Annotated in this window: 18 protein-coding genes; 12 read left to right on the top strand and 6 right to left on the bottom strand. The window is 72.8% G+C overall.

Annotated elements, in window-relative coordinates:
- Positions 1 to 57 precede the first annotated feature (57 nt).
- Positions 58 to 7968 (bottom strand): PKD domain-containing protein, encoded by a 7911-nt coding sequence (locus tag NYO98_RS07800; protein WP_268111010.1) that lies wholly within the window; start codon positions 7966 to 7968, stop codon positions 58 to 60.
- A 709-nt stretch (positions 7969 to 8677) separates the two neighbouring features.
- Here NYO98_RS07800 and NYO98_RS07795 point away from each other — a divergent pair.
- Complete coding sequence (locus NYO98_RS07795; RefSeq protein WP_268111009.1) at positions 8678 to 11275, top strand: PQQ-dependent sugar dehydrogenase; 2598 nt, start codon at positions 8678 to 8680, stop codon at positions 11273 to 11275.
- Positions 11276 to 11294: 19 nt separating this feature from the next.
- On the opposite strand, the gene NYO98_RS07790 is transcribed toward NYO98_RS07795, so the two are convergent.
- Positions 11295 to 11453, bottom strand: coding sequence for a hypothetical protein (locus NYO98_RS07790; protein ID WP_268111008.1), 159 nt, complete (start codon positions 11451 to 11453; stop codon positions 11295 to 11297).
- Between the two features lie 93 nt (positions 11454 to 11546).
- Here NYO98_RS07790 and NYO98_RS07785 point away from each other — a divergent pair, with 93 nt between their 5' ends.
- Together NYO98_RS07785 and NYO98_RS07780 are read left to right on the top strand one after the other, a co-directional pair.
- Positions 11547 to 12497: a GlxA family transcriptional regulator gene (locus NYO98_RS07785; protein ID WP_268111007.1), complete on the top strand. Its 951-nt coding sequence runs from the start codon at positions 11547 to 11549 to the stop codon at positions 12495 to 12497.
- An 87-nt stretch (positions 12498 to 12584) separates the two neighbouring features.
- Positions 12585 to 13865: an aminotransferase class I/II-fold pyridoxal phosphate-dependent enzyme gene (locus NYO98_RS07780; RefSeq protein ID WP_268111006.1), complete on the top strand. Its 1281-nt coding sequence runs from the start codon at positions 12585 to 12587 to the stop codon at positions 13863 to 13865.
- A 7-nt stretch (positions 13866 to 13872) separates the two neighbouring features.
- On the opposite strand, the gene NYO98_RS07775 is transcribed toward NYO98_RS07780, so the two are convergent.
- On the bottom strand, positions 13873 to 15720 hold the full coding sequence (locus NYO98_RS07775; protein WP_326494422.1) for an ABC transporter ATP-binding protein: 1848 nt from the start codon (positions 15718 to 15720) through the stop codon (positions 13873 to 13875).
- Positions 15721 to 15803: 83 nt separating this feature from the next.
- Between NYO98_RS07775 and NYO98_RS07770 the strand changes: the two genes are divergently transcribed.
- From NYO98_RS07770 to NYO98_RS07760, 3 genes are read left to right on the top strand one after another with little or no spacing between them, the layout of a single operon-like run.
- Positions 15804 to 16235, top strand: a complete 432-nt coding sequence (locus NYO98_RS07770; protein ID WP_268111005.1) for a MarR family winged helix-turn-helix transcriptional regulator — start codon at positions 15804 to 15806, stop codon at positions 16233 to 16235.
- The gene (coaE, locus tag NYO98_RS07765; RefSeq protein WP_268111004.1) at positions 16232 to 16828 is read left to right on the top strand and encodes a dephospho-CoA kinase; all 597 of its coding nucleotides are present in this window, start codon (positions 16232 to 16234) and stop codon (positions 16826 to 16828) included. Before NYO98_RS07770 ends, coaE begins: the two co-directional genes overlap by 4 nt.
- Before the next feature lie 41 nt (positions 16829 to 16869).
- On the top strand, positions 16870 to 18192 hold the full coding sequence (locus NYO98_RS07760) for a glycoside hydrolase family 3 protein (protein WP_268111003.1): 1323 nt from the start codon (positions 16870 to 16872) through the stop codon (positions 18190 to 18192).
- Between the two features lie 4 nt (positions 18193 to 18196).
- On the opposite strand, the gene NYO98_RS07755 is transcribed toward NYO98_RS07760, so the two are convergent.
- The gene (locus tag NYO98_RS07755; protein ID WP_268111002.1) at positions 18197 to 19162 is read right to left on the bottom strand and encodes a sigma-70 family RNA polymerase sigma factor; all 966 of its coding nucleotides are present in this window, start codon (positions 19160 to 19162) and stop codon (positions 18197 to 18199) included.
- Between the two features lie 186 nt (positions 19163 to 19348).
- Between NYO98_RS07755 and NYO98_RS07750 the strand changes: the two genes are divergently transcribed.
- The 3 genes from NYO98_RS07750 (at position 19349) to NYO98_RS07740 (ending at position 21929) form a co-directional block, all read left to right on the top strand.
- A complete protein-coding gene (locus NYO98_RS07750; protein ID WP_268111001.1) occupies positions 19349 to 20068 on the top strand; it encodes a 5-oxoprolinase subunit PxpA in 720 nt (239 codons plus the stop codon).
- A gap of 395 nt (positions 20069 to 20463) precedes the next feature.
- Complete coding sequence (locus NYO98_RS07745) at positions 20464 to 21057, top strand: 5-oxoprolinase subunit B family protein (RefSeq protein ID WP_407673875.1); 594 nt, start codon at positions 20464 to 20466, stop codon at positions 21055 to 21057.
- Positions 21054 to 21929: a 5-oxoprolinase subunit C family protein gene (locus NYO98_RS07740; protein WP_268110999.1), complete on the top strand. Its 876-nt coding sequence runs from the start codon at positions 21054 to 21056 to the stop codon at positions 21927 to 21929. Before NYO98_RS07745 ends, NYO98_RS07740 begins: the two co-directional genes overlap by 4 nt.
- A 10-nt stretch (positions 21930 to 21939) precedes the next feature.
- Here NYO98_RS07740 and NYO98_RS07735 read toward each other — a convergent pair whose 3' ends face one another.
- Positions 21940 to 23241, bottom strand: a complete 1302-nt coding sequence (locus NYO98_RS07735) for a DNA polymerase IV (RefSeq protein WP_268110997.1) — start codon at positions 23239 to 23241, stop codon at positions 21940 to 21942.
- 201 nt (positions 23242 to 23442) lie between these two features.
- Between NYO98_RS07735 and NYO98_RS07730 the strand changes: the two genes are divergently transcribed.
- Positions 23443 to 24429, top strand: coding sequence for a DUF4192 domain-containing protein (locus NYO98_RS07730; RefSeq protein ID WP_268110996.1), 987 nt, complete (start codon positions 23443 to 23445; stop codon positions 24427 to 24429).
- 53 nt (positions 24430 to 24482) lie between these two features.
- Positions 24483 to 25946, top strand: coding sequence for a glutamate-cysteine ligase family protein (locus NYO98_RS07725; protein WP_268110995.1), 1464 nt, complete (start codon positions 24483 to 24485; stop codon positions 25944 to 25946).
- A 40-nt stretch (positions 25947 to 25986) separates the two neighbouring features.
- Here the strand turns inward: NYO98_RS07725 and NYO98_RS07720 are convergent, their stop codons facing one another.
- Positions 25987 to 26460: a hypothetical protein gene (locus NYO98_RS07720; RefSeq protein ID WP_268110994.1), complete on the bottom strand. Its 474-nt coding sequence runs from the start codon at positions 26458 to 26460 to the stop codon at positions 25987 to 25989.
- 125 nt (positions 26461 to 26585) lie between these two features.
- Between NYO98_RS07720 and NYO98_RS07715 the strand changes: the two genes are divergently transcribed.
- On the top strand, positions 26586 to 26987 hold the full coding sequence (locus NYO98_RS07715; RefSeq protein WP_268110993.1) for a universal stress protein: 402 nt from the start codon (positions 26586 to 26588) through the stop codon (positions 26985 to 26987).
- The last annotated feature ends 6 nt before the right edge of the window (positions 26988 to 26993 follow it).

Below are 26993 nucleotides of genomic sequence, written 5' to 3'. Positions count from 1 at the left end.
GTCCTCGCCCGCGCCCGCCGGGGACACCGGCGGGCGCAGGCGCGGACGGACCGGCCATCAGCGGCGCACGGTGAGCCACCAGCGGACGACACGCTTGTTGCCTGCCTCGTCACGGACGACGAGCACCACGCGGTGCCGCCCGGGCGCGAGCGTCCTCGACGTCGCGACCAGCAGGCCCTTGCGGGTCACCCGCACCGAGGCCGCCTTCCGGCCGCCGAAAAGCACCTTCACGTCGCGCGCCCGGAGGTTGTCGTACCGGTCCTGGAGGCGGGCGCGCACCGTGGGCGTCCGGTCCTTGGTCGCCTGGCGACCCAGGACCTTGACCGTGGGCTTGCCCCGGTCGACCGTCCAGGTCCGGGCCGCCGGGCTGGCGTCGGTGCTGCCCGCCTTGTCGGTGGCCCGCACCCGCAGCTCGTGCTCGCCCTGCCCGAGCCTGGTGAACGTAGCCGGGGAGCCGCACGCGGCCCACGCCCCGCCGTCCAGGCTGCACTCGAAGGTGCTGCCGGGCTCGGAGGAGGTGAAGGTGAACGTCGCTGCCGGACCTCGTCCCTGGCCCTGGGGGCCGTCGGTGATGGTGGTCTCGGGGGCGGTGGTGTCACCCGGAGCCGGCTTGGCCTTGACCGTGACGGTCACCGTGCCCTCCCCGGCGGCGACCTCGTCGCTGCCGGCGTACGACGCGGTGAGCTCGACCGTCCCCGGCTCGGTGAACGGGCCGGCCGTGAAGGTGGCGGTGCCCCCCTCGAGCGCGGCGGGTCCGTAGGACTTCCCGCCACCGCTCAGGGTGACCTGCCCGCTCGGCGTGGTGCCGTCGGCCGTGACCTCGACCGCCACCTTGGTGGTGTCGCCCACGGTGACCTCGGCGGGCGTGGCCCTGGCGGTGACCGTCGACGCGACCGGGTCGGTCGGGTCGGTCGGGTCGTCGCCGCCGACCACGACCTGCACGGTGTCGGTGACCTCGTCGGTGCCGCCCTCCCTGCTCACCGTGACCGTGGCCTCGTAGGTGCCGGGCTCGGTGTAGGTGTGGGTCGGGTCGGCTCCCTCGGCCTGCTCGCCGTCACCGAAGTCCCAGGCGTAGGTGAGCCCGTCGGTGCTCGGGTCGAGGTCGACGCACCCGATCCGCTTGGCCGGGTTGTCCGGGTCGTGGATCACAAGGGCCACCGCCTTGGAGCCGGCGCGCTGGTCGCTGGTGACGACCACCTCGCCGCTGGCGCCGTCCGCCTTGCTGGTGAACGGCAGCCAGATCTCGTTGGCCTCGGAGAACGGCTGGTCGGTGTCGAAGCGGAAGTGCGCCCCGCCGTTGCCGTTGGCGCACGACTGCTCGTGGACGTGGACCATGTGCGCGGCGTTCGGCTTGAGGCCGGTGACGTCGAGCGTGGTCACGGTCGTGTCGCGCGAGCGGACCATCGACGCGGTGCCCGTGAGGTCCGGGTAGGTGGCCGTGCCGTCGGCGAAGGCGCTGAGCTCGCCCTCGGTCGTGACCACCGTGGAGAAGTCCACCTCCAGCGGAGCGTCACCGGTGTCCGGGGTGGCCGTCGCGTCGATCTCGGGCAGCGCGTCCACGCTGATCTCGACGCTGTCGCTGCCCTTGTTGCCGTCGGGATCGGTCACGGTCAGGGTCGCTGTGTAGCTGCCCGAGGCCGTGTAGACGTGGTTCAGCGGGGGCTTCGGACCCGTGTACGTCGTCCCGTCCCCGAAGTCCCACGCGTAGGTCAGCGGGCCTCCCTGGTCGTCGATCGCACTGATGTCGAACGCGACCGGCAGGGGAGCGGATCCACTGGTGGGCGTCGCCTCGATGGAGACCCGCGGCGCCTCGCCGGTGACGGCGATCTCGAACTCGTCCTCGTAGGTCCCGCCCTTGCCGTCGCTGACGGTCAGGGTCGCGGTGTACCGGCCGGGCTCGGCGTACGTCACGTGGGCGTGCGACGAGGTCGACACGTCCGAGGGCCCGTCGCCCTGGCCGAAGTCCCACAGGTAGGTGAGCGTGTCACCGTCGGGGTCGCTGGCGCGGGCCTCGAAGTGGACGTAGAGCGGCGCTGCGCCCACGCGCGGGTCGACGAGCGGGTTCGCGGTCGGCGGCTGGTTGTCCGCACCGGGCTCCTCCACCACCACGGTGCCGCGCATGGTGGCGCCGTGGATGCTGCACCAGTACTCGTAGGTGCCGGGCTCGGTGAAGGTGTAGCGCACCGGTGCGCCACCGGGGTCGCGGTACTCCTGCAGGGGCGGGTCCCAGGCGGTGCCGGTGCTGAGGGACGTCAGGTCGTGGCCCATGGTGGCCTCGTCGAACTGCCACTCGACGGTGTCACCGACCTCGATGGTGACGGTCGAGGTGCCGTTGTCCTCGGAGACCCACTGGTTGTCGGTCGCCGAGTCGACGGCGTCGACGACCCAGGTGCGTCCCTCGGCGGGCTCCTCCACCACGACCTCGACCGTGTCCTCGCCGGTCTGGCCCTCGGGGTCGGTGACCGTCACCGTCGCCGTGTAGGTGCCGGGCTCTGTGTAGGTCCAGCTCGCGTCGGCGGTGTCGGCGGTGTCGTCCTGGGTGCCGCCCACGCCGAAGTCCCAGGCGTAGGTGAGCGCGCCACCCTCGGGGTCCGTGCCCTCGGCGCTGAACTCGACGTCGAGCGGCGAGGTGCCGGTGGTGGGCTCGGCCGCGGCGGTCACCGTCGGGGCCTCGCCCTGCTCCACGCCCGACCAGCGGAAGAAGTCGAAGTCCGCGACCGGGTTGCCCCCGGCCCCGCCCTTCAGCGCCATCACGCCCACCCGCGGGTTGGTGATCCCGGCCAGGGTGCGCGGGTCACCGACCTCGGTGAACTGCTCGCCGTCGGTCGAGTACCACCCGCGCAGCTGGGAGCCGTCGGAGGTGAACCGCAGCCAGAAGGTGGTGGGGAAGTCGCCGGGCAGGAACGGCCCGTCGAAGCTGCCGCCGCCGGTGTTCCAGTCACCGCTGAACTCGAAGTCGTTGTTGCTCGGGCTCGACGACTTGAGGAACTCGATCCACTCGTTGTCGTTGCCCTTGTCGACGAAGGTGAGCTTCGCGAAGCCGGAGCCACCGCTGCCGGCGACCACGAGCCCGGCCTGCTGGCCGGCCTCGGTCGGGTCCCAGGTGACCTTGGTCGTCGCCGTCCAGGCGCCGTCGGGAGCGTCCTGGGTGATGATGTTGGCGGTGTCGTTGTACTCACCGGGCCGCGCCGTCAGGTGCAGGGCGCCGTCGGAGACGTCGTACGCCGTCTCGTCGGGGCGGCGCACCGTCCAGTGGCAGTTGTCGAGCAGCTCGGCGTCGTCGAACTCGTCGGAGCGCTCGGGCTGCTCGCACGGGGGTGCGGGCTCCTCGCCCCGGACCCCGGAGACCCCGAAGACGTGCAGCTTGGGGTCGGCCGGCAGCGTCAGGGTGTCGGGCTGCTTGCCGGCGTCCAGCGGGATCCGCTGGGTGAAGATCATGACCCGCGGCGACGTGTTGCCGCCGCCGTTGTGGCGGTAGGGCATGTCGATCGCGATCTCCTCGCCGAACTTCGGCGTCACGGCCCAGTCGGTGAACCGCAGGGGGACCTGGACGGTGGTGCCGTCGTTGTAGGCCAGCGTCGCCTCCTTCTGCACGTCGCCGTTGTGGGCCGTCGCGAGGATGCTCAGCTCGTCGTAGGTGCCGGTCGGCAGCGTGATGACCTGGCCGTCGGACTCGACGTTGTTGAGCTGGCCGTCGGCCGGGCTGCCGAAGTCGTAGTCCACGCCGTTTAGGCGCACCGGGCCACCGTTCTGCTGGACGGCCTGGGGGAGGAGCTCGGCGGCGAAGGTCCAGCCGCCACCGTCGAAGTTGCCGTCACCGGGGTTGGCGTCGGTGGAGATGCCGTCGTTGTTGAACAGCTCCGACAGGTCGGCCACCGGGCGGCACTCGCCGTCGGCGAGCACCTCGATGCGCACCGTGCTGGTGCCGGTGTTGCCGTCGGGGTCGGTCGCGGTGACCGTCGCGGTGTACTCGCCTGCCTCGGTGTAGGTCCAGGTCGGCGACCTCTCGGTGGAGGTGTCGTCGTCGGTGCCGTCGACGCCGAAGTCCCACGTCCAGGTCACGGACTGGTCCTGCGGGTCGGTCGCCGAGGCGTCGAAGTCGACGTCCAGCGGCAGCACGCCGCAGCGCGGGGTGGCGGTCGCGGTGGCGACCGGGTCGACGAGGACGGTGATCTCCTCGGTCGTGCGCGTCAGGCCGCGGTTGCCGTCGGCGTCGACGGGCGTGACCTCGGCGGTGAAGGTGCCCCCGTCGGCGTAGGTGTGCGAGACCTCCGCGCCACCGGTCACCGGGGCGGAGCCGTCGCCGAAGTCCCACTCGTAGGTGATCGCGTCGTCCTGGCGGTCGATGCCCTCGGCGGTGAAGTCCACCGTGAGCGGCGCGCCGCCACGGACCGGGTCGGCCGTGAGCTTGTTGACGAACGGCTCCTCGACCTCGAGCTCCTTGACCTGGATGTTGCGGAAGCTCACCTCGTCGGCGTCGCCGTGGTTCTGCAGCCCGATGTAGCCGCCGGTGCCGCGGGAGCCGTCCGAGGTGTACTCGTTCACGACCTTGCCGTTGAGCGTCATCGTGTAGGTCTGGCCGCTCACCCGGATCTCGTAGTCGTTCCACTCGCCGATCGGCTTGGCGTTGCGGTCGTCCTCACGGTCGAAGTTGTAGACCGATCCGGTCTTCTGCGGCTCGTCGTTGGGCTGGCCCTCCTTGATCTGGATCTCGTGGCCGTTGTCGACCGCGACCCACGGGTCGTTGCCCGGGTCCGGGAAGCGGGTGAACACCCCGGAGTTGTCGCCCTCGTCGGACAGCTTGAACTGCAGCCTGACCACGTAGTCGTCGAAGGTGCGCTCGGAGTACCAGAAGAGGCCGAGCCCGCCGGAGCTGGTGAGGGCACAGTTCTCGACCGTGAAGCCGCCCGGCCCGGCCTGCTTCCACGCGGACACGTCGGTGCCGTCGAAGAGCAGCTCGAAACCCTCGTCGGGGGTCGGCGCGGTAGCGCAGGGCTGCCGGACGGTCACCTCGACGGCCTGGCTGGTGGACTTGCCGGTCGAGTCCTCGACCGTGACGGTCGCGGTGTAGGTGCCGGGCTCGGGGTAGGTCCACGAGGCGGTCGCCGTGTCGGCGGTGTCGTCGTCGGTGCCCTCGACGCCGAAGTCCCACGCATAGGTGATGTCGTCACCGTCCGGGTCCTCGGCCTCCACGGCGAAGTCCACCTCGAGGGGCGCGAGCCCGTCGGCGGGGGTCGCGGTGGCCGAGGTGATCACCGGGGAGGTGTTGCCGGCGACGCCCTTGCCGTCGACGGAGAACTCGTCGAAGTTCATCTCCCCGTTGCCGGAGTAGACGAAGTAGAGCGGACGTCCCCCCGCGTCGGCGTCGCGGGCGGTGATCGCGGCGGTGACCGTCTTGTAGAAGTACTGGCCCTGCGTGCCACCGTCGAGCGCCACCGTCGCGACGACCGGACCGTCGGCGGCACCCGCGCGCACCTGGATCGTGGCGCCGGCCTGCGGACCGCCGGAGTAGCGGATCGAGACGTCCGTCATGTTGGCCAGGCTCATCGGGTCGAACATCACCCAGTCGCCGTTGCCCATGCCGGTGATCAGGCCGCCGCCACCGGGGCGCGTGCCGGACTTGTCGTCGTAGCCGGTGTAGCCCACGCCCTGGCGGTTGGTCGCGTGCTCGGCCTGGCGCAGCTTGGGCTGGAGGATGACGGTGTCGCTGCCCTGCAGGGGAGCGTTGGCGCCGTCGTTGGCCCCGCCGTCGCGGTAGGTGGCGATGAGGACGCCGTACGTGTTGGCGTCCGGGCCGTGGTCGGCCGAGGCCGCGGTGCGGATCGTGCCCTCGCAGCCGTTGACCGACAGGTTCGGGTGGACGTGGATGTCGTGGCCGAGGCCTTCCTGGACGACGACCTCGCTGCAGTCGACGGTCTCCTCGGCGTCCTGAACGTCGACGACGAACGGGATGTCGTCGCCGGAGGCGTAGAAGCCGCCGTCGACCGGGAGCTCGATCTGCACCGTCGGGGCGGTGTTGCCGACGTTGACCACGACCTGCGAGGTCGCGGACTTGCCGGTCGAGTCGGTCACGGTCAGCACCACCGTGTAGTCGCCGGCGGAGTCGTAGGTGTACGACGGGTCGGCGTCGGTGGAGTCGGTCTGGCCGTCCCCGTCGAGGTCCCACGCGTAGGTGACGTCGTCACCGTCCGGGTCGCTCGTGCCGTCGCTGCTGAACTGGACGGCCAGCGGGGCCGGGCCCTCGGTGACGTCGGCGCTTGCGCGGGCCACTGGCGCCGAGCCGTTGATCGCGTAGTCGATGCGGACGAGCTTGGTCTGCGGGGAGCCGGAGAAGAAGCCGGTGCCGTACTCGAGGACGTACATCGAGCCGTCGGGACCGAACTCGAGGTCGCCGGGCGCCACGAAGCCGCCCATGAAGTCGTTGACGGAGGCGACGTTGCCCTCGGCGTCCATCCGCACCTCCTTGATCCAGCCGCGGCTCATCTCCGACATGAAGTAGGAGCCCTCGTAGTGCGCCGGGAAGGCGGTGTCCTTGGCCGCGGTGTTCTGCGACTGCCGGTAGACCTGACCGCCGGTCGGGGTCGAGCCCTGGACGGCGGGGTACTTGTAGGGGGCGACGTCGGAGTAGGGGATCCACGCGTCGGTCATCGGCGGCAGGGTCTGCAGCCCGGAGCTGTTGGGGGAGTCGTTGACGTCCGCCATCTCCTGGGGGTCGTTGCAGGGGAAGCGCTTGGGGGAGCCATCGGGGTTGGTGCGGTAGCGGTTGGCCACGAAGTCCCAGTCGACGTAGGCGCCGCCGAAGTCCATCTTGGTGAGGTCGTCGCCGACCTCGCCGCCGCAGTAGGGCCAGCCGCCGTTCATCGCGACCTCGGTGCGGTTGAACTCCTCAAAGTGGCGCGGTCCGCGGTTGGGGCTGTTCACGCGCGAGTCGGGGCCGACCTCGCCCCAGTAGAGGGCGTCGGTGTCGGCGTCGACGCCGAGCCGGTACGGGTTGCGCAGGCCCATCACGTAGATCTCGGGGCGCGTCTTGTCGGCCGGCGCGTCGGGGTAGAGGGCAGACGGGTACGCGTCGCCCTCGCCGAAGAGGTTGCCCTCGGGGATGTCGTAGGAGATGCCGTCGCCGGCCTTCGGGTCGACGTCGCCCGCGTCGTCGTCGCGGGGGATGACGCGCAGGATCTTGCCGCGCAGGTCGTTGGTGTTGGCCGAGGACTTCTGCGCGTCGTAGTCGGAGCGGCCCGGTCGCTCGTCGTGCGGGGAGTAGCCGTCGTTGTCGGACGAGGAGGTGTTGTCACCCGTCGCGAGGTGCAGGACGCCGCCGTCGCCGAACTGCACGGAGCCGGCGGAGTGGCAGCAGACGTTGCGCTGGGTGCCGACCTCGAGGATGACCTTCTCCGAGGCCTTGTCGATGGACGTCTCCCCGTCGCCGTCGGTCTCGACGGTGAGGCGGGACAGCCGGTTGGCGTTGTGGGAGGCCGGGAGCGGCGCGTAGTAGACGTAGACCCAGCCGTTGTCGGCGAAGTCGGGGTCGAGCGTGATGCCGAGCCCGCCGTCCTCGAGGCCGCTCCAGACCCCGAGGCTGGGGTTGTTCATGATGATCTCGATGCTGCCGTCGGCGGGGTCGTACATCGAGATGTCACCGGCGCGGGTGATGAAGAAGACCCGGCCGTCAGGGGCGACCGTCAGCTCCATGACCTCGCCGAGGCCCGTGCCCTGGCCGAGGACGACCTTCTGGAACTTCGACAGGTCCGGCGGGTCGTCGGCCGCGGCCACGTTCGCCCCGGCGTCCGCGTCTCCCTTCGCGGCGGGCGCCTTCTCCGAACCGGGGCTCGGGCTGGCGCCGGGGGTGGCCCTGTCCGGCAAGGGATCGGGCGTGGCCGCAGCCACCGGGGCGGTCAGCCCCAGGGCGAGGGCCAGGCCGGTCACCAGGGCGAGCAGCGAGACGAGGAGCTGACGAGACCGCACAGGCATGATGCGCCTTCCACAACCGAGTTTGAGGAGAGCCACCGGCGCAGGACGGCCGTGTGACCCGCATCACGCTAGGCGGGACTTTTGTGTCAGGTCAAGCAAAAGTTGATTTGCGCTCGTCCGAACCGTCTTGCTGCGCCGTCAAGCGCCACATGACAGACTCGGCGTAGTGTGGAGCATCGCGGGACGTGGGCAGCGCACGGCACTGTCGATGGTCGTCGTGGTGATCGCCAGCATCCTGGCGTCGCCCCCTCACGCGTCGTCATCGAGTCCGATCGACCGCGCAGCGGGTCGTGTCGCGCTCGGCATCTCGCCCTCCCAACCGGTGCGTGGGCAGGACTTCGAGGTCAAGGCGCGGCTCGGGCAGCGCATCGCCCGCCCGGTGGAGCTGCAGGAGCGTGCGAGGGGCCAGTGGAGGACCGCGGCACGGGGGCGGACGAACCGGCGGGGCGTCGCGCGCATCGTGTGGTCGACCACCCGTCCCTCGGTACGAGTCCGGGTGCACGCCCGGCAGGTGCGTCGCGGCGGCACGCTCCATCGCGCTGTGGTGACCCGCTCGAGGACGGTGGTCACCGTCCCCGCGCCGACCACACCTCCACCTCCCGCACCGACACCGGTGCCGACGTCGACACCGGAGCCCACGTGGGCACCGGAACCTGCGCCGACCCAGGCGCCGTCGCCGTCGCCGTCGCCCACCGTCGGCGCGCAGACGGTGAGCTTCGAGGCTCGCAGGGATGCGACCGGCCGCGTCGATCTCGCGCTGTTCACGTCGGCCAGCACGCCGGGACGCAGGGGGCGTCTCGAGGCCGGTGGCGGTTCCAGCTGGCGTACGGTGGCCGAGCTGACGCTCGCCGCTGGCAGGACCCTGACGTTCGACGACGTGGTCGCGGCCGCCAGTGTGCGCGGGGTGGGTCTGCGGGTCCGGCTCGACGGTTACGACGGGCTCGCCGACTACGTCACCGCCGTGCAGGAGCCCCCCGCTGTCTCCATCGACGTCACCACCGACGCCGAGACCCACTCAGTGGTCGCAGAGACCACCGGACCGGTGGAGGAGGTGCGCTTCTTCGTCGACGGCGAGCGTGTCGCAGTCGACCGCACCGCACCGTGGCGGGCCGAGGTGCCCGTCACGAGCGGTCGTCACGACCTGGCTGCCCGTGCTTACGCCCCGGTCGAGAGCGTGCTGTCGCGCGCGGTCGACGTGGTGACTCCGGTCGCGTCGGTCGAGTCCGACACCGGCATGACCGCGGGCTTCCGTCTCGAGACCGTCCAGAGCGGGTTCGACCTCCCCACGTCGGCCGCGGTCGTCGGGGACGACCTGGTCCTGGTCGCGGAGAAGTCCGGTCTGGTCAAGGCGATGGCCCGCACGAGCGGCGACGCCGAGTGGGGCGTTCCGCGCGTCGTGCTGGACCTGCGCGACCTGGTCCACGACGAGGCCGACGCCGGGCTCGCCGGCATCGTCGCCGACCCCGACTTCGGCGTCAACGGACACCTGTACGTCTCCTATGTGCTCGACGAGGGTGAGGAGGGGGCGATCGGCCGGTCGCAACAGGTGGTCCGGTACACGTGGGACGGGGACCGGTTCGCTCCGGGAAGTCGTCATGTCGTGCTGGGATCGGTGACCGGCGCCGCGTGTCATGGACCCACCAGTGTCCGGACGCCCGACTGCATGCCGATCTGGGGCTCCGCGCACACCGTCGGCGACATGGCTTTCGACCACTCCGGCAACCTGCTCGTCGGCGTCGGCGACAGTGCCATGGTCTTCGCCGCGCTGAAGGACCGGCGGGAAGCAGCCCACGTGCAGGACCCGGAGGTCCTGACCGGGAAGGTGCTGCGCGTCGACCCGGTGACGGGCAAGGGGGTGCCGGGGAACCCGATGTACGCCGGCGACGGCTCGTCGAACGCGTCCCGCGTGCTCGCGATGGGGTTCCGCAACCCGTTCCGCTTCGTCGTCGACGGCGACCACCTCATCGTCGGCGACGTGGGGGAAGGGGCGTTCGAGGAGATCGACGTCGTGCACCTCGACCAGGCGACCGGCCGCCCGGCGAACTACGGCTGGCCATGCCTCGAGGGCGACCGTGCGACCGACCTCGGCGACGTCGACGACCCGGCGAGCCAGTGGCACCTGTGCGCCCGGGTGCGTGCCGACGGTGACGCGAAGGTGCCGGCCTACGCCTATCCGCACACGTCCGGCGGGGGCTCCGTCACCGCTGGTGTCCCGCTGCGCGGCTCGCGCTACCCGGCGTCGTTCGACGACGTCTTTCTGTACGGCGACTACGCGCAGAACCACCTGCGCACCCTGACGCTGCCCCACGGAGGCACGGCCCAGCCCGGTCCGCCGGTCGCCGACTCGACCGCCGCAGGCGGGCCGGTCGACATCTTCGAGGGCCCGGACGGCTGGGTGTGGCAGGTGTCGATCTACTCCGGCTCGCTCCAGCGACTGACGTGGTCGAGCGGCACCCCGGGCGCGGCCTGCGAGGTGGGTGAGTTCCGGAGGAGCTTCCACGACCTGGATGGACCCGGCTCGACGTTCGACGAGGAGCATCCACCCGGTCCATACGCGTGGCTGCAGCCGTACGCCGACACCCACCTGCCGTCCGAGGTCCTCGCGCCCGTCACGTGCACCCCCACGATCGACCTGCCGCCGACGTCGGGCGCACCCTGGGCGACGGCGGAGCAGCCGGACGATCGGTCCCATCCCGGGGACCGCTTCGGCGTGTCGTGGCGCGGGAGGGTGCGGCTCACGGGCGGGACCTACCGGTTCTCCGTCCGAGGCAGCGAGTGGATGCGACTGCGGGTCGACGACCGGGTGCTGCACGACTTCTACTCCAACGACTTCTGGGGCAGCGCTCGCCAGCACGACGTGGTGCTGCCGGAGGGTCTCCACGTGATCAGCGTCGAGTACATCCACGGCGACGAGGACCTCGCCTACGCGCGTGCCACCTGGGACCGCATCGGCGGTCCGCCGACGGTGAGGCTCGATGTCTCCGACACCTGGGTCGCCGCCGACGGCACGGTCCGATGGGACCTGGAGGTGAGCGACCCGGACGGCGACGACGTGTCGGACCTCCTGGGGCGCTCGCGCGTGGTGGCGGAGTTCCTCCACTACGAGGGGGAGGCGCACCACGTGCACCCCTACCGCCAGGTCGAGGGGCTGGCCTCCGGGACCTTGACGGTCGACGACGCGCATGCCAGCGGGCGCGGCGTCATCAGGCTGTGGGCAGAAGCAGCCGACGTCAGCGGCGCGACCGGTCGTTCGGCTCCCGTCTACGTCTGCTTCGAGAGCGGAGACGTTGGTCCGTGCGCCGACTGAGGCCGGGCCGGGCCCACGATCAGGTGCGCGGCGCGAGGTGCCGGCGCTCCTCGATGGGGCCGAGGTCATCGAGCGGGTGGGCGGACGAGGCGGGGCCGGCGAACCGGTCGTGGCGGGCGTAGCTGACCAGCAGTGCGACGACGGCGGCCAGGGCGATAAGGGCGATGATCGTGTTCATGGCAGCAATCATTCGCCCAGTTCGTTCCTGCCACCAGTGGCAGGAATGCCAGTAGTAGTTGATTTCCTGCCACGCTCGTGGCACGCTGCTGGGATGCAGAAGGTCGCCGTGGTCGTGCAGGAGCAGCCCGAGCCGTTCGGTCTCGGTGCGTTGTGCGAGGTGTGGGCCGAGCCCTACCACCCCGAGGACGACAACCCCGTCTTCGACTTCAAGGTCGTCACCCCCCGTCCGGGACGGCTGCGCACGCGCGCGGGCTTCGACCTGCACGTCGAGCACGGGCTGGACGAGGCGGCCGACGCCGACCTGATCTGCCTGGCGCCCAAGAGCGACCACCGGGGCAGCTCGCCGGAGGTCTCCGAGCTGCTGCGGTCCGCCCACGAGCGGGGCGCCATGCTCTTCGCCCACTGCTCGGCCACCTTCATGCTCGGCGAGGCCGGCCTGCTCGACGGGCGACGCTGCACGACCCACTGGAGGTACGCCGCCGAGCTGGCGTCGCGCTTCCCCGAGGCGGTGGTCGACCCCGACGTGCTCTACGTCCAGGACGGGTCGATCGTGACCGGTGCGGGGTCCGCCGCCGCGATCGACGCGGCCCTGCACGTGATGCGCCAGCAGTTCGGCGCCAAGGTCGCCGCGGCCACCGCGCGGCGGATGGTCGTGCCGCCGCACCGAGACGGTGGCCAGGCCCAGTACATCGCCCGCCCGGTGCCGGTCTGCGAGTCCGAGGCGCTGGCGCCGCTGCTGGCCTGGATCAGCTCCCACCTCGCCGAGGACCTCGACGTCGAGACGCTCGCCCGGCAGATGCACATGTCGGCGCGCACCTTCGCGCGCCGCTTCAAGGAGGAGACCGGCACGACGCCCTACAGCTGGATCCTCGGCGAGCGGGTGCGCGCGGCCCAGGAGCTCCTCGAGCAGACCGACCACTCGATCGACTGGGTCGCCTCCGAGGTCGGCTTCGGCAACGCCGCAACCCTGCGCAACCACTTCGGTCGCGCCCGAGGCGTCAGCCCCCAGGAGTACCGCCGGACCTTCCGGCTGACCGCCTGAGGTCGACGCGGGCCCCGCGCCGGCAGGCGTCGTACCACGGGCAGAACGGCGACCGCGGCGCGGTCGAGGCACCTCTAGGCTGGGACCGTGAACGCGACTGCGCTGGCCGACCTGTCCGCCGACGACCTCGCCGCGCTGCTCGACGAGCAGCGGGCTGCCTACGAGCAGCTGAAGTCCCAGGGACTCAGGCTCGACCTCACGCGGGGCAAGCCGTCGGCCCAGCAGCTCGACCTGGCCGACGACCTGCTGCGCCTCCCGACGTCGACCAAGGACGCCAGCGGTGTCGACGTCCGCAACTACGGAGGGCTCGAGGGCCTGCGCGAGCTGCGGGAGATGTTCGCCGAGCTGCTCTGGGTCGAGCCCGACCAGGTGGTCGCCGGCGGCAACTCCAGCCTGTCCATGATGCGCGACTGCCTCGTCTGGATGATGCTCTTCGGCGCCGTCGACTCCGAGCGGCCGTGGAGCCGCGAGGAGAAGGTCCGCTTCGTGTGCCCGGTCCCGGGCTACGACCGCCACTTCACCCTCCTCGAGAGCCTCGGCATCGAGATGGTCACGGTCTCGATGAACGACGACGGCCCCGACGTCGACGCGGTCGCGGCCCTGGTCGCCGACGACCCGAGCGTCAAGGGCATGTGGATCGTGCCGACGTACGCCAACCCGACGGGCGCGATCTGCAGCCAGGACGTCGCCGCCCGGCTGGCCGCGATGCCGACCGCGGCACCCGACTTCAAGATCTTCTGGGACAACGCCTACGCGCTGCACCACCTCACCGAGGAGGAGGCCAAGAGCGCCGACATCCTCACCCTGGCCTCGGCCGCCGGGCACCCGGACCGGCCGATCATGTTCGCCTCGACCTCGAAGATCAGCTACGCCGGCGCGGGTGTCGCCTTCCTCGCGGCCTCGAGCGGCAACGTCGGCTGGTACCTCGGGCACCTCGGCAACGGCTCGATCGGCCCCGACAAGGTCAACCACCTGCGCCACGCCGAGTTCTTCGGCTCGCCGCAGGGCGTGCGCGACCACATGGCCAAGCACCGCGAGATCATCGCGCCCAAGTTCGCCGAGGTCGACCGCGTGCTGACCGAGCGGCTCGGTGGTCGCGGCGTCGCGACGTGGAACACCCCGACCGGCGGCTACTTCGTGAACCTCGACGTCGTGCCCGGCACGGCCAGCCGGGTCGTGGCCCTCGCCAAGGAGGCGGGCATCGCGCTGACCCCGGCCGGGTCGTCGTTCCCCTACAAGCAGGACCCGGACGACACCAACATCCGCCTCGCGCCGACGATGCCGCCCCTCGCGGAGGTGACGGCGGCGATGGAGGGCGTGGCGACCTGCGTGCTCCTCGCCGCCGCCGAGAAGGCGGCCGCCGCCTGACGGCGGGTCACGCGGCCGCGCGCTCCACGCCGAGCCCGCCCCGCACCAGGTCGGCGTAGCGGCCCCCGAGGAGGAGCAGCTCCTCGTGGGTGCCCAGCTCGACGACGCGTCCGGCGTGGAGCACGGCGATCTGGTCGGCGTCGCGGACGGTGGACAGCCGGTGCGCGATCGTGATCGTCGTACGGCTGCGCGTCACCTCGTCGAGCGTGGCGAGGATGGCCCGCTCGGTCTCGTTGTCGAGCGCGCTGGTCGCCTCGTCCAGGACGAGCACGGCCGGGTCGCGCAGCAGGGTGCGGGCGATCGCCAGCCGCTGCTGCTCGCCCCCGGAGAACCGGTGTCCGCGCGAGCCCACGACGGTGTCGTAGCCCTCGGGCAGCGCGGCGACGACGTCGTGGATGCGTGCGGTGCGGCAGGCCTGCTCGATCTCCGCGTCGCTCGCCTCCGGTCGCGCGTGACGCAGGTTGTCGCGCACGCTCGCGTGCATCAGGTACGTCTCCTGGGTGACGACGCCGACGGCGTCGGCGAGGTCGGTGGCGGCCAGGTCGCGCACGTCCACCCCGTCGACGAGGACCCGTCCGGCGGTCACGTCGTGCAGCCGCGGCACGAGCGAGGCGAGCGTCGACTTGCCGCTGCCGGTCTCGCCGACCAGCGCGAGCGTGCTGCCGGCGGGGACCACGAGGTCGACGTCGGCCAGGACGGGCCGGTCGCTGTCGTACGAGAAGCCGACGCCCTCGAGCCGCACCTCGCCCCGCACGCGGTCACGGTCGAGCCGGACCGGTTCCGCGGGCTCGGTGAGGTCGACCGCGAGGTCGGCGTACTCGAAGATGCGGCTGAACAGGGCCAGCGACGCGGTGAGGTCCACGCCGACGTTGAGCAGCCCCATCAGCGGCCGGAACAGGGTCCCCTGCAGGGCGATGAAGGCGACCAGCGTGCCGATCGTCATCCCGCCCGACGTGGCCGGGAAGCCGGCGGCGAGGTAGATCGCGGCGGGGACGGCGGCGAAGACGACGTTCATCGTCGCCATCCGCCACCGCCCGGCGAGGCGGGAGCGGATCTCGAGACCGACGAGGTCGGAGGACGTCTCCTCGAACCTCGCGGTCAGGCGGGGCGACGCGCCGAGCGTCTTGCTGAGCAGCACACCGCTGACCGAGAGCCCCTCCTCGATCTGGACGTGCAGGTCGGCGAGCCGGCGCTGCCGCTCGCCCGTGATGCGGTGCCGCATGCGGGCGACCTGGCGGGTGAGCAGGACCGCCGGCGGCAGCACCACCAGCGAGATCAGCGCCAGGCGCCAGCTGAGGGCGACCATGGCCACGGCGGTGCCGACCACCACGGTGACGTTGGCGGCGATCGAGGTCGCGGTCTGGGTCACGACGCCCTGCATGCTGCCGATGTCGTTGACCAGGCGCGACTGCACCTCGCCGCCGCGGGTGCGCGTGAAGAAGTCGAGGGACTGGCGCTGCAGGTGGGCGAACAGGTCGCTGCGCAGGCGGTGCATGACGCGCTGGCCCACTGCGGTGGACAGCCAGGTCTGCACGACGCCGATGACGGCGGTGGCGACCGCGACGCCGAGCATGGCGCCGACCAGGAGCAGCAGCAGGCCGACGTCCTGGCGGGGGAGCGCCTCGTCGATGACGTGCCGGACGAGGAACGGCTGGGCGAGCCCGACGAGGGAGCTCAGCACGATGAGGGCCACGACCACGGCCAGCGTGGCGCGGTGCGGGGTGAAGAGCCGGGCGATGCGTCGCAGCGACACGGGGGAGTCGGCGAGCTGCCGAAGGTCGGCGGGGTCGGGCCGGCCGCCGCGACGGCGGCCGGCGGTGTCAGCGTGGGGGCGGGTGTCGGCGTGGTCAGCCATCCGACCAGCTCCTTCCGGGGTGTCGAGGTGGTGAGGTAACCTCACTATGAGGGCACAACCGAAGCTGGGACGGAGGTATTCCCGTGACGCGCGACGAGGAGCTCGACCCGGCGACGGGCGACCTGGTGATGGCGCTGGCCCGGCGGGTGCGGCGGGCGCACGTGGAGGCGCTCGCCGACTGGGACGTGACCCCGGGACAGGCGCGCGCGCTGCGGGTGCTGGCCGGGGCCGACGCGATGCGGCCCTCGGACCTCGCCGAGGCGCTGCGCATCGCACCCCGGTCGGCGACGGAGGTCGTCGACGCGCTCGAGGAGCGGGGCTGGGTCCGTCGCGAGCCCGACCCGACCGACCGCCGCGCTACCCGCCTGGTCCCCACCGAGGACGGCCGGCGCCTGGTGGTCCGGATCGACGACGTACGCCGCGAGGCGTCGCAACGGGTCCTCGACGTGCTCACGCCCACCCAGCGTCGTACGCTCCACGAGATCCTGGCCGTCGTCGTGGGGGAGGACCTGTGACCGTTCGTGTCGGCCTGACCGGCGGCATCGCCTCGGGCAAGAGCACGGTGTCGGCGATCCTCGCCGACCTCGGGGCCGTCGTGATCGACGCGGACCGGATCGCTCGTGAGGTCGTGGAACGGGGGACGCCCGGTCTCGCGGCGGTGGTCGAGGAGTTCGGGCCGGACCTCCTCACGCCCGACGGCGACCTCGACCGCGCCGCGATGGGCGCCCTCGTCTTCGCGGACCCGGACGCGCGCAGGCGGCTCGAGGCGATCGTCCACCCGCTCGTCCACCGGCGCAGCGCCGAGCTCGAGGCGGCGGCGCCCGAGCACGCCGTCGTCGTGCACGACATCCCGCTGCTGGCCGAGGTCGGGAGGGCCGGGTCGTTCGACGCGGTCGTGGTGGTCGACGCGCCCACCGAGCTCCAGGTGCAGCGGATGGTCGAGGACCGGGGCTGGACCCGGGCCGACGCCGAGTCCCGCATCGGTGCGCAGGCGAGCCGTGAGGAGCGGCTCGCGATCGCCACCCACGTCATCGACAACACCGGGTCCCTGGCCGACCTCCGCCGGCAGGTCGAGGCGATCCACGCCGAGCTCGCGCGGCGGGCCTGACGTTTCCGGGTCGCAGGGGTCGGGCGGGTAACCTCCCGGGCGTGCTCTCGATCCGACCCCGCCTGGCCGTGATCGCGACGGGCGTCCTGCTCGTCAGCGGGTGTGCCGGACTCGGGCAGACCCCCGACGACGCCGAGCCCGCCACGAGGGCGCCGTCATCCTCCGCGTCGCCGACGGGGACCACCGACCCCGCGTCGCCCGACGCCGAGGCGACCGAGGACCCGGATGCCCCGACCACGTGGGGACCGACGGCCGGCGAGCTCGCGCAGGCGCAGGAGCTGGTCGCCACCTGGAGCTCCGAGCAGCTCGCCGGGGGCGTCATCGTCGGGCGCTTCCACGGCACCGACCCGCAGGAGCCGGCCCGCATGGTGCGCGACCTGCACCTGGCCGGCGTCTCCGTCACCGGGGCCAACGTGCTCGACCACGACCAGGTGCTGGCCATGACGTCGGCGATCGCCCGCGCCGCCCGGGCGGACGGGCGCGACCACCCGCCGGTCATCGGGGTCGACCAGGAGGGCGGCTACGTCTCGCACCTGCGCGGCATCGCCACCGACTTCCCGCACTTCCAGTCGGCGGGGCTCGCGATCGCGGCGGACGCCCGCCTCGGCCGTCGGGTGACCCGCGCGGCGGCCCTCGCGACGGGCCTCGAGCTGCGCGACCTCGGCTTCACCTGGGTCTTCGCGCCGGTCGCCGACGTCACCATCGGCGCCGCCGACCCGACCATCGGCGCGCGGTCGCCGTCCCAGGACCCCCGGCTGGCGTCCCAGGCGGTGGGTGCCGCGATCAAGGGCTACGACGACGCGGGCGTCGTGTCGACCGTCAAGCACTTCCCGGGCCACGGCGGCGCGACCAGCGACAGCCACGACACGCTGCCCGTGCTCGACTCGACGCTCGCCGAGCTCGAGGCCCACGACCTGCCGCCCTTCGAGTCCGCCATCCGTCAGCACGCGCCCGCGGTGATGCTGAGCCACCTCGACCTGACCGAGGTCGCGCCGGGCGTTCCCGCCAGCATGGCGCCCGAGGTCTACGACCTGCTGCGCGACGACCTCGGGTTCGAGGGTGTGACCATCACCGACTCGCTCGGCATGGGCGCCGTCGGCGGTCGACCGACCCCGGCGCTGCAGGCCCTGCAGGCCGGCGCCGACCTGCTGCTCATGCCGGTCGACACCGCGACCACGCACCAGATCGTCACCGACGCGATCGACTCCGGCCTGGTCTCGCGGGCGCGGGTCGAGGAGGCCGCCGCCCGCGTGGTGGCCGTCCAGCTGTGGCAGGCGCGGGTGGCACGCGAACGGCCCGTCCCCGCCGACGTGGTCGAGCGGGCACGGGCCGCGAGCGCGGACCTGGAGTCCGCGGCGTACTAGTGCGTCAGGCAGCGAGGTCCGGGTCGCCCGCGCGGCGCAGCTTCTGCAGCGCCTCCCGCTCGAGCTGGCGGACCCGCTCGGCGGAGATGCCGTGGCGGGCACCGATGTCGGCGAGCTTGTGCTGGCGACCGTCCGCGAGGCCGTAGCGGGCGCGGACGATGTCGGCGGAGCGCTCGTCCAGGATCCCGACGAGGTCGTCGAGCCGCTGGCGGGCCTCGGCGTCGAGGAAGTTGAGGTCCGGCCCGGGGGCGGTCTCCTGCGCCATCAGGTCACCGAGCGAGGTGTCGCCGTCCTCGTCGACGGGCGTGTCGAGCGAGACGTGGTCGCGGCCCCAGCTCATCAGGTCGAGGACGCGGTCCACGTCCATGCCGAGCTCGGTGGCGATCTCCTGGGGCTCCGGGTCGCGGCCGAGCTGGCGCTCGAGCGTGCGCCGGGCGCTGCCGACCTGGTTGAGCTCCTCGACCACGTGCACGGGCAGCCGCACGACGCGGGCCTGCTGCGCGATGCCGCGCGTGATGGCCTGCCGCACCCACCAGGTGGCGTAGGTCGAGAACTTGTAGCCCTTGGTGTAGTCGAACTTCTCGACCGCGCGGATCAGGCCGGTGTTGCCCTCCTGGATCAGGTCGAGCATCGGCATCTGCGAGCGGCCGTACTTGCGGGCGATGGAGACGACCAGGCGCAGGTTCGCCTCGATGAACCGGTCGACCGCGAGCCGGCCCTGCTCGGCGAGCCACTCGAGCTCGGCCTCGTTGGCGCTCATCGGGGCACCGCCCTTGCGGCGGCCGACGCGACCGGTGTCGAGGAGGTGCTGGGCCAGCAGGCCGGCCTCGATGGTCTTGGACAGCTCCACCTCGGTCTCGGCGTCGAGGAGCGGGGTGCGAGCGATCTCGTCGAGGTAGAGCCCGACGCTGTCGCGGCCCTCGATCTCGCGAGTGGTGCTGGTGGTGCGCTTTGCCTGTGCGGTGCTCATCTCGTCCTCCTGCTCTCGTGCGATCACCCCGGTGTCGCACATCTGTTCCAACGCCTGTCTCCGCCGCGAGATTCCCGCCCCGGATGTGGTGCCTTCACCTGCCTTGACGAGCCAGTACCCACCGGAGTTGCAACATCGACCAACTCTCAGGGACTTCTCAGGGGGTTCCCCGGGGACACTGGCCCCATGCACACCGCCGACGGCCCCGCACGGGTCGACCTGAACGCCGACCTGGGCGAGGAGGTGACCGACGACGAGGGCCTGCTCGCCGTCGTCACGAGCGCCAACGTGGCCTGCGGCTTCCACGCCGGGACGCCGGCGACGATGCGGGCCGTCTGCGCCGGTGCCGTCCGCCGCGGGGTGACGCTCGGCGCGCAGGTGTCGTACGCCGACCGCGCCGGGTTCGGCCGGGTCGAGCTCGACGTCGCGGAGGACGCGCTGCGCGAGCAGGTGGCCGAGCAGGTCGGCGTCCTGTCGGCCATCGCCGCCGCCGAGGGGGCCGAGGTCGCCTACCTGAAGCCGCACGGTGCGCTCTACCACCGGGTGGCGCGCGACGAGGAGCAGGCGAGGGCCGTGCTCGACGGCTCGGGCTCGCTGCCGGTGATGGGGATGCCCGGCTCGGTGCTGCTGTCCCTGGCCGAGGACCGCGGTCGGGGCTCGCGGCTGGAGGGCTTCCCCGACCGTGGTTACGGCGCCGACGGGCGGCTGATTCCGCGCGACCAGCCGGGGGCCCTGGTGACGGACCCCGACCGGGTGGCGGCGCGGGCCGTCGAGCTGGCCGCCGTCGTCGACTCGGTGTGCGTCCACGGCGACTCCCCGGGCGCCGTGCGGACGGCTGCTGCCGTACGACGCGCGCTCGAGGCGGCCGGCCTGGTGGTGGCCACCTGCTGGTCGTCCACAGCCTGACCTCCCGGCTGTGGAGGGTGACCACTTCGCTGTGGAGCATCGGACGACTTCTGTGGGGAACCCTGTGGTACCACGGGTTTGTGCGCCAGAACCCTTGCACCCTGCGGTGCCGGCGACGTAGAACTCTCCTACCGACACCGCTCCGGCGGGGTCGGGGATCGGATCGGACGAACAGCTCCAGACGGCGACTTGCTCGCCGCGCAGGCCCGGTGGCGGGGACTGTGGGGGCCGGGAGACCGGTTCGATGGATCGGACGTCACCTTCCCGATCACATCGAGGGGCTCCTGATGCTCATACCATCGGGAGCCCCTCACCTGTGTGCGCCCACGAGGCTGTCAAACCTCCCGGCCGACGGCAACTCCGCGCCCGGACACGCCCGGTGGACAATGACCGACGTGGAGGTCGTCGACGTCGGGACCCGGGCCTGCCTCGTCGAGGTCGACGACGCGGTCGCGGCGGCCTCCCTCGCTGCCTGGGTCCGCGGGGCCGGTCTGGCGGTCGAGGAGGTCGTGCCGGCGGCCCGGACCGTCCTGCTCGACGGCGTGGACCCCGCCGCCGTGCGTGCGCTGCTCCCAGGCTGGAGTGCCGAGCGCGCGGCCGTGCCGGGACCGCTCGTGTCCGTCGCCGTCCGCTACTCCGGACCCGACCTCGAGCGGGTCGCCGGGCACTGGGGGTGCACGGTGGAGGAGGTCGTGGAGCTCCACACGTCGCTGGAGTTCACGTCCACGTTCTGCGGGTTCGCTCCCGGCTTCGCCTACCTCGCCGGCCTGCCCGCCGACCGGGCTGTGCCTCGCCTCGAGACGCCCCGGGCGCGGGTGGCGCCGGGGTCCGTCGCGCTCGCCGACACCTGGTGCGGCGTCTACCCGACCGCCTCGCCCGGAGGGTGGCTGCTGCTCGGCACCACCGACGCCGACCTGTGGGACGTCGGCCGCGCCGAGCCGGCGCTCCTGGCGCCGGGCACCCGGGTGCGGTTCGAGGCGCGCCGGTGAGCGGCGCCTGTCCTGCCTCCGCCTCCCGGGCGGTCGTCGAGGTCGTCGACCCGGGCCCGTTGTCCACGCTCCAGGACCGCGGCCGGCGCGGCTGGGCCCACCTGGGTGTGCCCCGGGCGGGGGCGCTGGATCGGGGCGCTGCCGCCCTGGCCAGGCGGCTCGTCGGCGGTGGGCCGGACGACGCCGTCGTGGAGACGACCGTGGGCGGGGTGGTGCTGCGGCCGCACCGCGCCGTGACGCTGGCGGTGACAGGCGCGGTGTGCGCCGTCCGGGTGGGCCGGCGCGCCGTCGCCCACGGCGCGCCGGTGACGGTGCCGGCGGGGGCGCTGGTGATGGTGGGCCCGGCCTCGACCGGAGTGCGGTCCTACGTCGCCTTCGCCGGCGGGATCGCTGCCACGCCGGTGCTGGGGTCGCGCTCGACCGACACGCTCGCGTGGGTCGGTCCGCCGCGGCTCGCACCGGGCGACCTGCTCCCGCTGGGTCCGTCCGGTCCGCTGCCGGAGCCGCCGCCGGCGGCCGTCGGACGACCCCGCGAACCGGTGCTGCGCCTGCGACGAGGGCCCCGCGCCGACTGGCTCGACCGGACGGGGTGGTCGCGGCTCGACGGGGCGTCGTACGCCGTCGCCGCCGACAGCGACCGCATCGGGCTGCGGCTCACCGGGCCGCGCCTGGAGCGGCGCAGCGGCGAGCTCGCGAGCGAGGGGATCGTGCTCGGGGCCGTCCAGCTGCCTCCGTCGGGGCAGCCCGTGGTGTTCCTGGCCGACCACCCGACCACGGGTGGTTACCCGGTCGTGGCGGTGGTCGAGGACGACGACCTCGACGCCTGCGCGCAGCTGCGGCCCGGCGACGAGGTGGTGCTGCGCGTGGTGTGACGGTGCGGCCTCAGTCCTCGGCCGGCGGCTCGAGCCGGTGCAGCGCAGGGTCGTCGGCGCGGAAGCTGCGCACCGGCCCCGGCGGCGTGTCGGCCGTCTCGAAGCGCACGGTCACCACTCCGGCGCCGGAGCCCCACACCCAGCCCGCGCCCATCTCGTCGTGCACCACGTCGGCCCCGGGCGGCCAGGTGCGCCGCGGCGGCTCGGGGATCACCACCTCGTCCTCCTCGTCCTCTCCTGACTCGCCGAAGAGGTCCTCCTGCACCCAGTCGGCGAGACCGGAGACGCCGACGCCCAGGAGACGCACGCCGCCGGTCGTGTCGAGGTCGGCGAGCAGGGCGCGCGCGATGCGGGCGATGGTCGCGCCGTCGTCCGTCGGGCTCGTGAGCGTGCTCGACCGGCTGAGGGTGGTGAAGTCGTGGAGGCGCACCTTGATGGTGACCGTCCGGCCGGAGGAGCCGTTCTTGCGCATGCGGGCGCCCACCTCGCGCGCCTGCCGGGTCAGGAGCCCCTCCATGAGCCGGCGGTCGGTGAGGTCGCTGTCGTAGGTGCCCTCGACGCTGATCGACTTGGCCTCGCGCTCGGCCACCACCGGGCGCGAGTCCTGCGCCCGGGCGAGCTGCCACAGCCCGTGGCCCTGTGCCTGTCCGAGCAGCCGGACGAGCTCGTCCTCGCTGACGGCCTCGAGCTCGGCGACGGTGTGGATGCCGGCGCGACGCAGCCGCTCGGCGGTGGCCGGGCCCACGCCCGGGATGACCTTGACCCTCATCGGCCGCAGCAGGTCGAGCTCGGTGCCGGGCGGGACGACGGTCATGCCGTCCGGCTTGTCGAGCTCGCTGGCGACCTTGGCGAGGAACTTCGAGGACGCGATGCCGACGGTCGCGGTCAGCCCTCCCGTGACCTCCTGGACGCGCCGGCGGAGCTCGGCGCCCGCCTCGGTCACGGTCGCCACCTCGAGGTCGGGGAGGCCGGCCGCTGCGAGGTCGACGAAGGCCTCGTCGAGCGAGAGCGGCTCGACGAGGGGCGACAGCTCCCGCAGGACCTGCATCACCCGGCGGCTGGTGTCGCGGTAGGCGTGGAAGCGCCCGCTGAGGAACGCCGCGTGCGGGCAGCGGGCCCGGGCCTCGCGGGTCGACATCGCCGACCCGACGCCGTACTTCCTCGCCTCGTAGGACGCGGTGGACACGACGCCACGGCCCCCGGTGCCCCCGACGATGACCGGCTTGCCACGCAGCGACGGCTTGTCGCGCTGCTCGACGGCGGCGAAGAAGGCGTCCAGGTCGAGGTGCAGGATCGACGCGGTGCTGCGCATCAGCCGGTGGGGCCGGAGGAGGCGGAGGAGGACGGCGTCGTCACGGCACCATCCTCCCGCACCATGCGCGAGCAGCGGTGCACCCCCGGGGGTCGGCTCGCGGGCCACGAAGCGTCCACAGCCACCTCGGATCGGTGCTCGTCCACAGGCCGCGCGGCCGGGGGGCGTCGAGGGTCGGTGCTGCCGGGAAGCGTCACCGACATGGAACCCCACGACCTCGTCCCCGTCCCTCCGTCCTCCCCGGGCCCGACCACGATGCGGGTCCGCACACCCGGCGACATCGCCGCCTTCGTGCCGCTCGCCATGGGCTTCGTGCCGCACCGGTCCGTCGTCGTCGTGAGCGTCGGCGCCTCCGGCGGCGGCATGCACGCCCGCGTCGACCTGCCCCACGACCCCGACGACGTCGACGACGTGGTCGAGGCGCTGCTCCGGCCTGCCCGGCGCAACGGCGTGCGTGACGTGGTCGTCGTGGTCTACGACGACGACACGACGGTCGCCGACGAGGCGGCCTGGTCGGTCCACGAGGAGTTCACGGCCGCGGGCATCGGGGTGCGCGAGGTGCTGCGCGTCCACGACGACCACTGGTACGCCGTGCTGCCGGGCGCGCCGCTCGCGGCCTACCGCGGCGTCCCCTTCACGCGCGCCGATCACCCGTTCACCGCCCAGGCGGTCTTCGAGGGCCGGGTCACCCACGCCAGCCGGGAGGCGCTCAGGGAGACCGTCGCGCCCGATGCGGACGCCGTGGCGCGCAGCCTGCCCCACCTCGTCGACGCGACGCCGCTCCCGGTCGGCGGGCTCACCACGTTGGCCCGTCGCCACGTCCGGGCCGGCACGACCTTCTCCGCCGGCGAGCTGGCGTCCGTCTCCGTCAGCGTCCGCGTGGCGGAGCGGCGCGACGAGGCGTGGGCGTGGCTCGACCGGGGCGACGCCCGGCGGGCCGTCGAGCTCTGGTCCGACGCCGTGCGCCGGCTGCCCGCCTCCCACGTCGCCGGCCCCGCCGCCGTCCTGGCGTTCGCGGCCTGGCTCGCCGGTGACGGCGCCCTGTCCTGGTGTGCCGTCGAGCGGTGCCGGGAGAGCGAGCCCGGCCACTCGCTGGCGGGCCTCGTCGCGCAGCTGCTCGAGTCGGCGACCCCGCCGGACACGTGGACGAGCCTGCGGCCGGTGGTGAGCGGCGACCCGGCCGCGTGAGACCGCCCCTGTGGACGGTTCCCGCCTCGGGGGCCCGTGACTAGGGTGCGGTCATGGGTGAAGAGGTCGACCAGCAGGAGTTCAGCCGAGCCGACCGCACGCGCCACCGCGAGAAGGTGCGCCGCAACCTCGACGTGTTCGCGCGGATGCTGCGCGAGGCGGCCTTCGACACCGACGACCCGATGACCGGTCTCGAGATGGAGCTCAACCTGATCGACGACGCCGGCGACCCGGCCCTGAAGAACGCCGAGGTCCTCGAGGCCATCGCCGACCCGGACTTCCAGACCGAGCTCGGCCAGTTCAACATCGAGATCAACGTGGCGCCCGCCAGGCTCCGCGAGGGGGGCCTCTCGACGTTCGAGGAGAGCCTGCGCCGCTCGCTCAACGACGCCGAGGAGAAGGGGTCGCAGGTCGGCGCCCACCAGGTGATGATCGGGATCCTGCCGACGCTGGCCGAGGGGCACATGACCGTCTCCTCCCTCAGTGCCAACCCGCGCTACAAGCTGCTGTCCGAGCAGATCCTCGCCGCGCGCGGGGAGGACATCACCATCAGCATCTCCGGCCGGGAGCGCCTCACCACGACGTCGGACTCGATCGTCCCGGAGGCCGCCTGCACCAGCACGCAGTTCCACGTGCAGACCTCGCCCGACCAGTTCGCCGCCCACTGGAACGCGGCCCAGGCCATCGCCGGCGTGCAGCTCGCGGTGTCGGCCAACTCGCCCTACCTGCTCGGCAAGGAGCTGTGGCGCGAGACCCGCATCCCGCTGTTCGAGCAGGCGACCGACACCCGCAGCGAGGAGCTCAAGGCCCAGGGCGTCCGGCCGCGCGTGTGGTTCGGCGAGCGGTGGATCACCTCGGTGTTCGACCTCTTCGAGGAGAACGTCCGCTACTTCCCGGCCCTGCTGCCCGTGACCGACGAGGAGGACCCGCTCGAGGTGCTCGAGTCGGGCGGCACCCCGGCGCTCCACGAGCTCAAGCTCCACAACGGCACGATCTACCGCTGGAACCGTCCGGTCTACGACATCTCGCAGGGCAGGCCGCACCTGCGCGTGGAGAACCGCCTGCTCGCCGCGGGCCCGACCATCGCCGACACCATCGCCAACGCCGCGCTCTGGTTCGGCCTCGTCCGCTACCTCGTCGAGAGCGAGCGGCCGCTGTGGTCGCAGATGTCGTTCTCCGCTGCCGAGGAGAACTTCCACGTCGCCGCCCAGATGGGCGTCGACGCCCAGGTCTACTGGCCCGGCCTCGGCCAGGTCCGCGCCACGGAGCTGGTGCTGAGGCGCCTCCTCCCCATGGCACGTGCCGGGCTCGACTCGTGGGGCGTCCCGTCGGAGGAGAGCGACCGCTACCTGGGCATCATCGAGCAGCGCTGCCAGACCGAGGCCAGCGGCGCCGGGTGGTTCGTCGACCGGGTGCACCAGCGCGGGGGAGTGGACCGCTACGACGCCCTCCGCGCGACCCTCCTCGACTACCGCGAGCGCATGCACAGCAACGAGCCCGTCCACACCTGGGACTGAGGCCGCCCAGTGGCCGTGGGGCCGGGCTGGGTCGGGCGGATCAGGGACGCTCACGGGCGGCGGCCGGACGGGGGCGCAACCGGCGCCACTCGCGTCGCACGTCGCTGACCGGGTCGAACCACCCGCGACGGGTCACCACGACCAGTCCGACCGGCATCCCGAGCGCCTGGGCGGCCCAGGCCGCGGGGCCGACCCAGCGCAGGTCGTCGTCGTGCGGCGTCAGCTCGCCCGGCCGGGTCAGCCACAGGGCCGGGCGCGGGTCGAGCGCCGCGGCGGCACGCAGGAGGGCGAGGACGACGTCGGCCCGCAGACCCGCGTCGGGGAGCGGCGGGTCCTCGACGTGACGGGCCGACCGACCGGGAACCCCCGCGTGCAGCGTCACGGGGAAGCGCCGGCGGGACTCCTCCTCGACCAGCGCGAGGGTGGCCGCGTGGAGGACGGTGTGCGTGTGCCGGTCGACGGGCGCCTGCAGCGCGGGCTGGGGCGCCGGACGGGGCGCGAGCGGTCGGACCACCCGTCCAGCGTGCCGCAGCCGCGGGCGTCCCGACCCACCCCTCCACAGGCTGCCGTAGCCCGGTCGTTTCCGTTACGGTGCCAGCAGGCCCGCGGCGAGGCGTCGTGGCCCCGAGAGGAGACACCATGGGCACCGTCGTCGTCGGATACGTCCCCAAGCCGGAGGGTGAGGCGGCCCTTGCGGCCGGCATCAACGAGGCCAAGCTGCGCGGCAGCAAGCTGGTCGTGGTGAACTCCCACCGGGGTGGGCAGGACTACGACGGACCGGCCGCCCGCGCCGCCGACGACGACATGGACGCCATCAGGAAGCGCCTCGACGACGCCGGCGTCGAGCACGACGTACGCCAGCTCGTCCGCGGCTTCGAGCCGGCCGAGGACCTGATCAGCATCGCGGAGGCCAACGGCGCCGAGCTGCTCGTCATCGGGCTGCGTCGTCGCTCGCCCGTCGGCAAGCTCATCCTCGGCAGCAACGCCCAGCGCGTGCTCCTCGACGCCCCCTGCCCGGTGCTGGCGGTCAAGGCGCAGTAGTCGGGC

Source organism: Nocardioides pini (genome assembly GCF_026712185.1).
GTDB lineage: Bacteria > Actinomycetota > Actinomycetes > Propionibacteriales > Nocardioidaceae > Nocardioides > Nocardioides pini.
The sequence above is the reverse complement of the archived record's forward strand: the minus strand, read 5'-3'. Positions and strand labels throughout refer to the sequence as shown.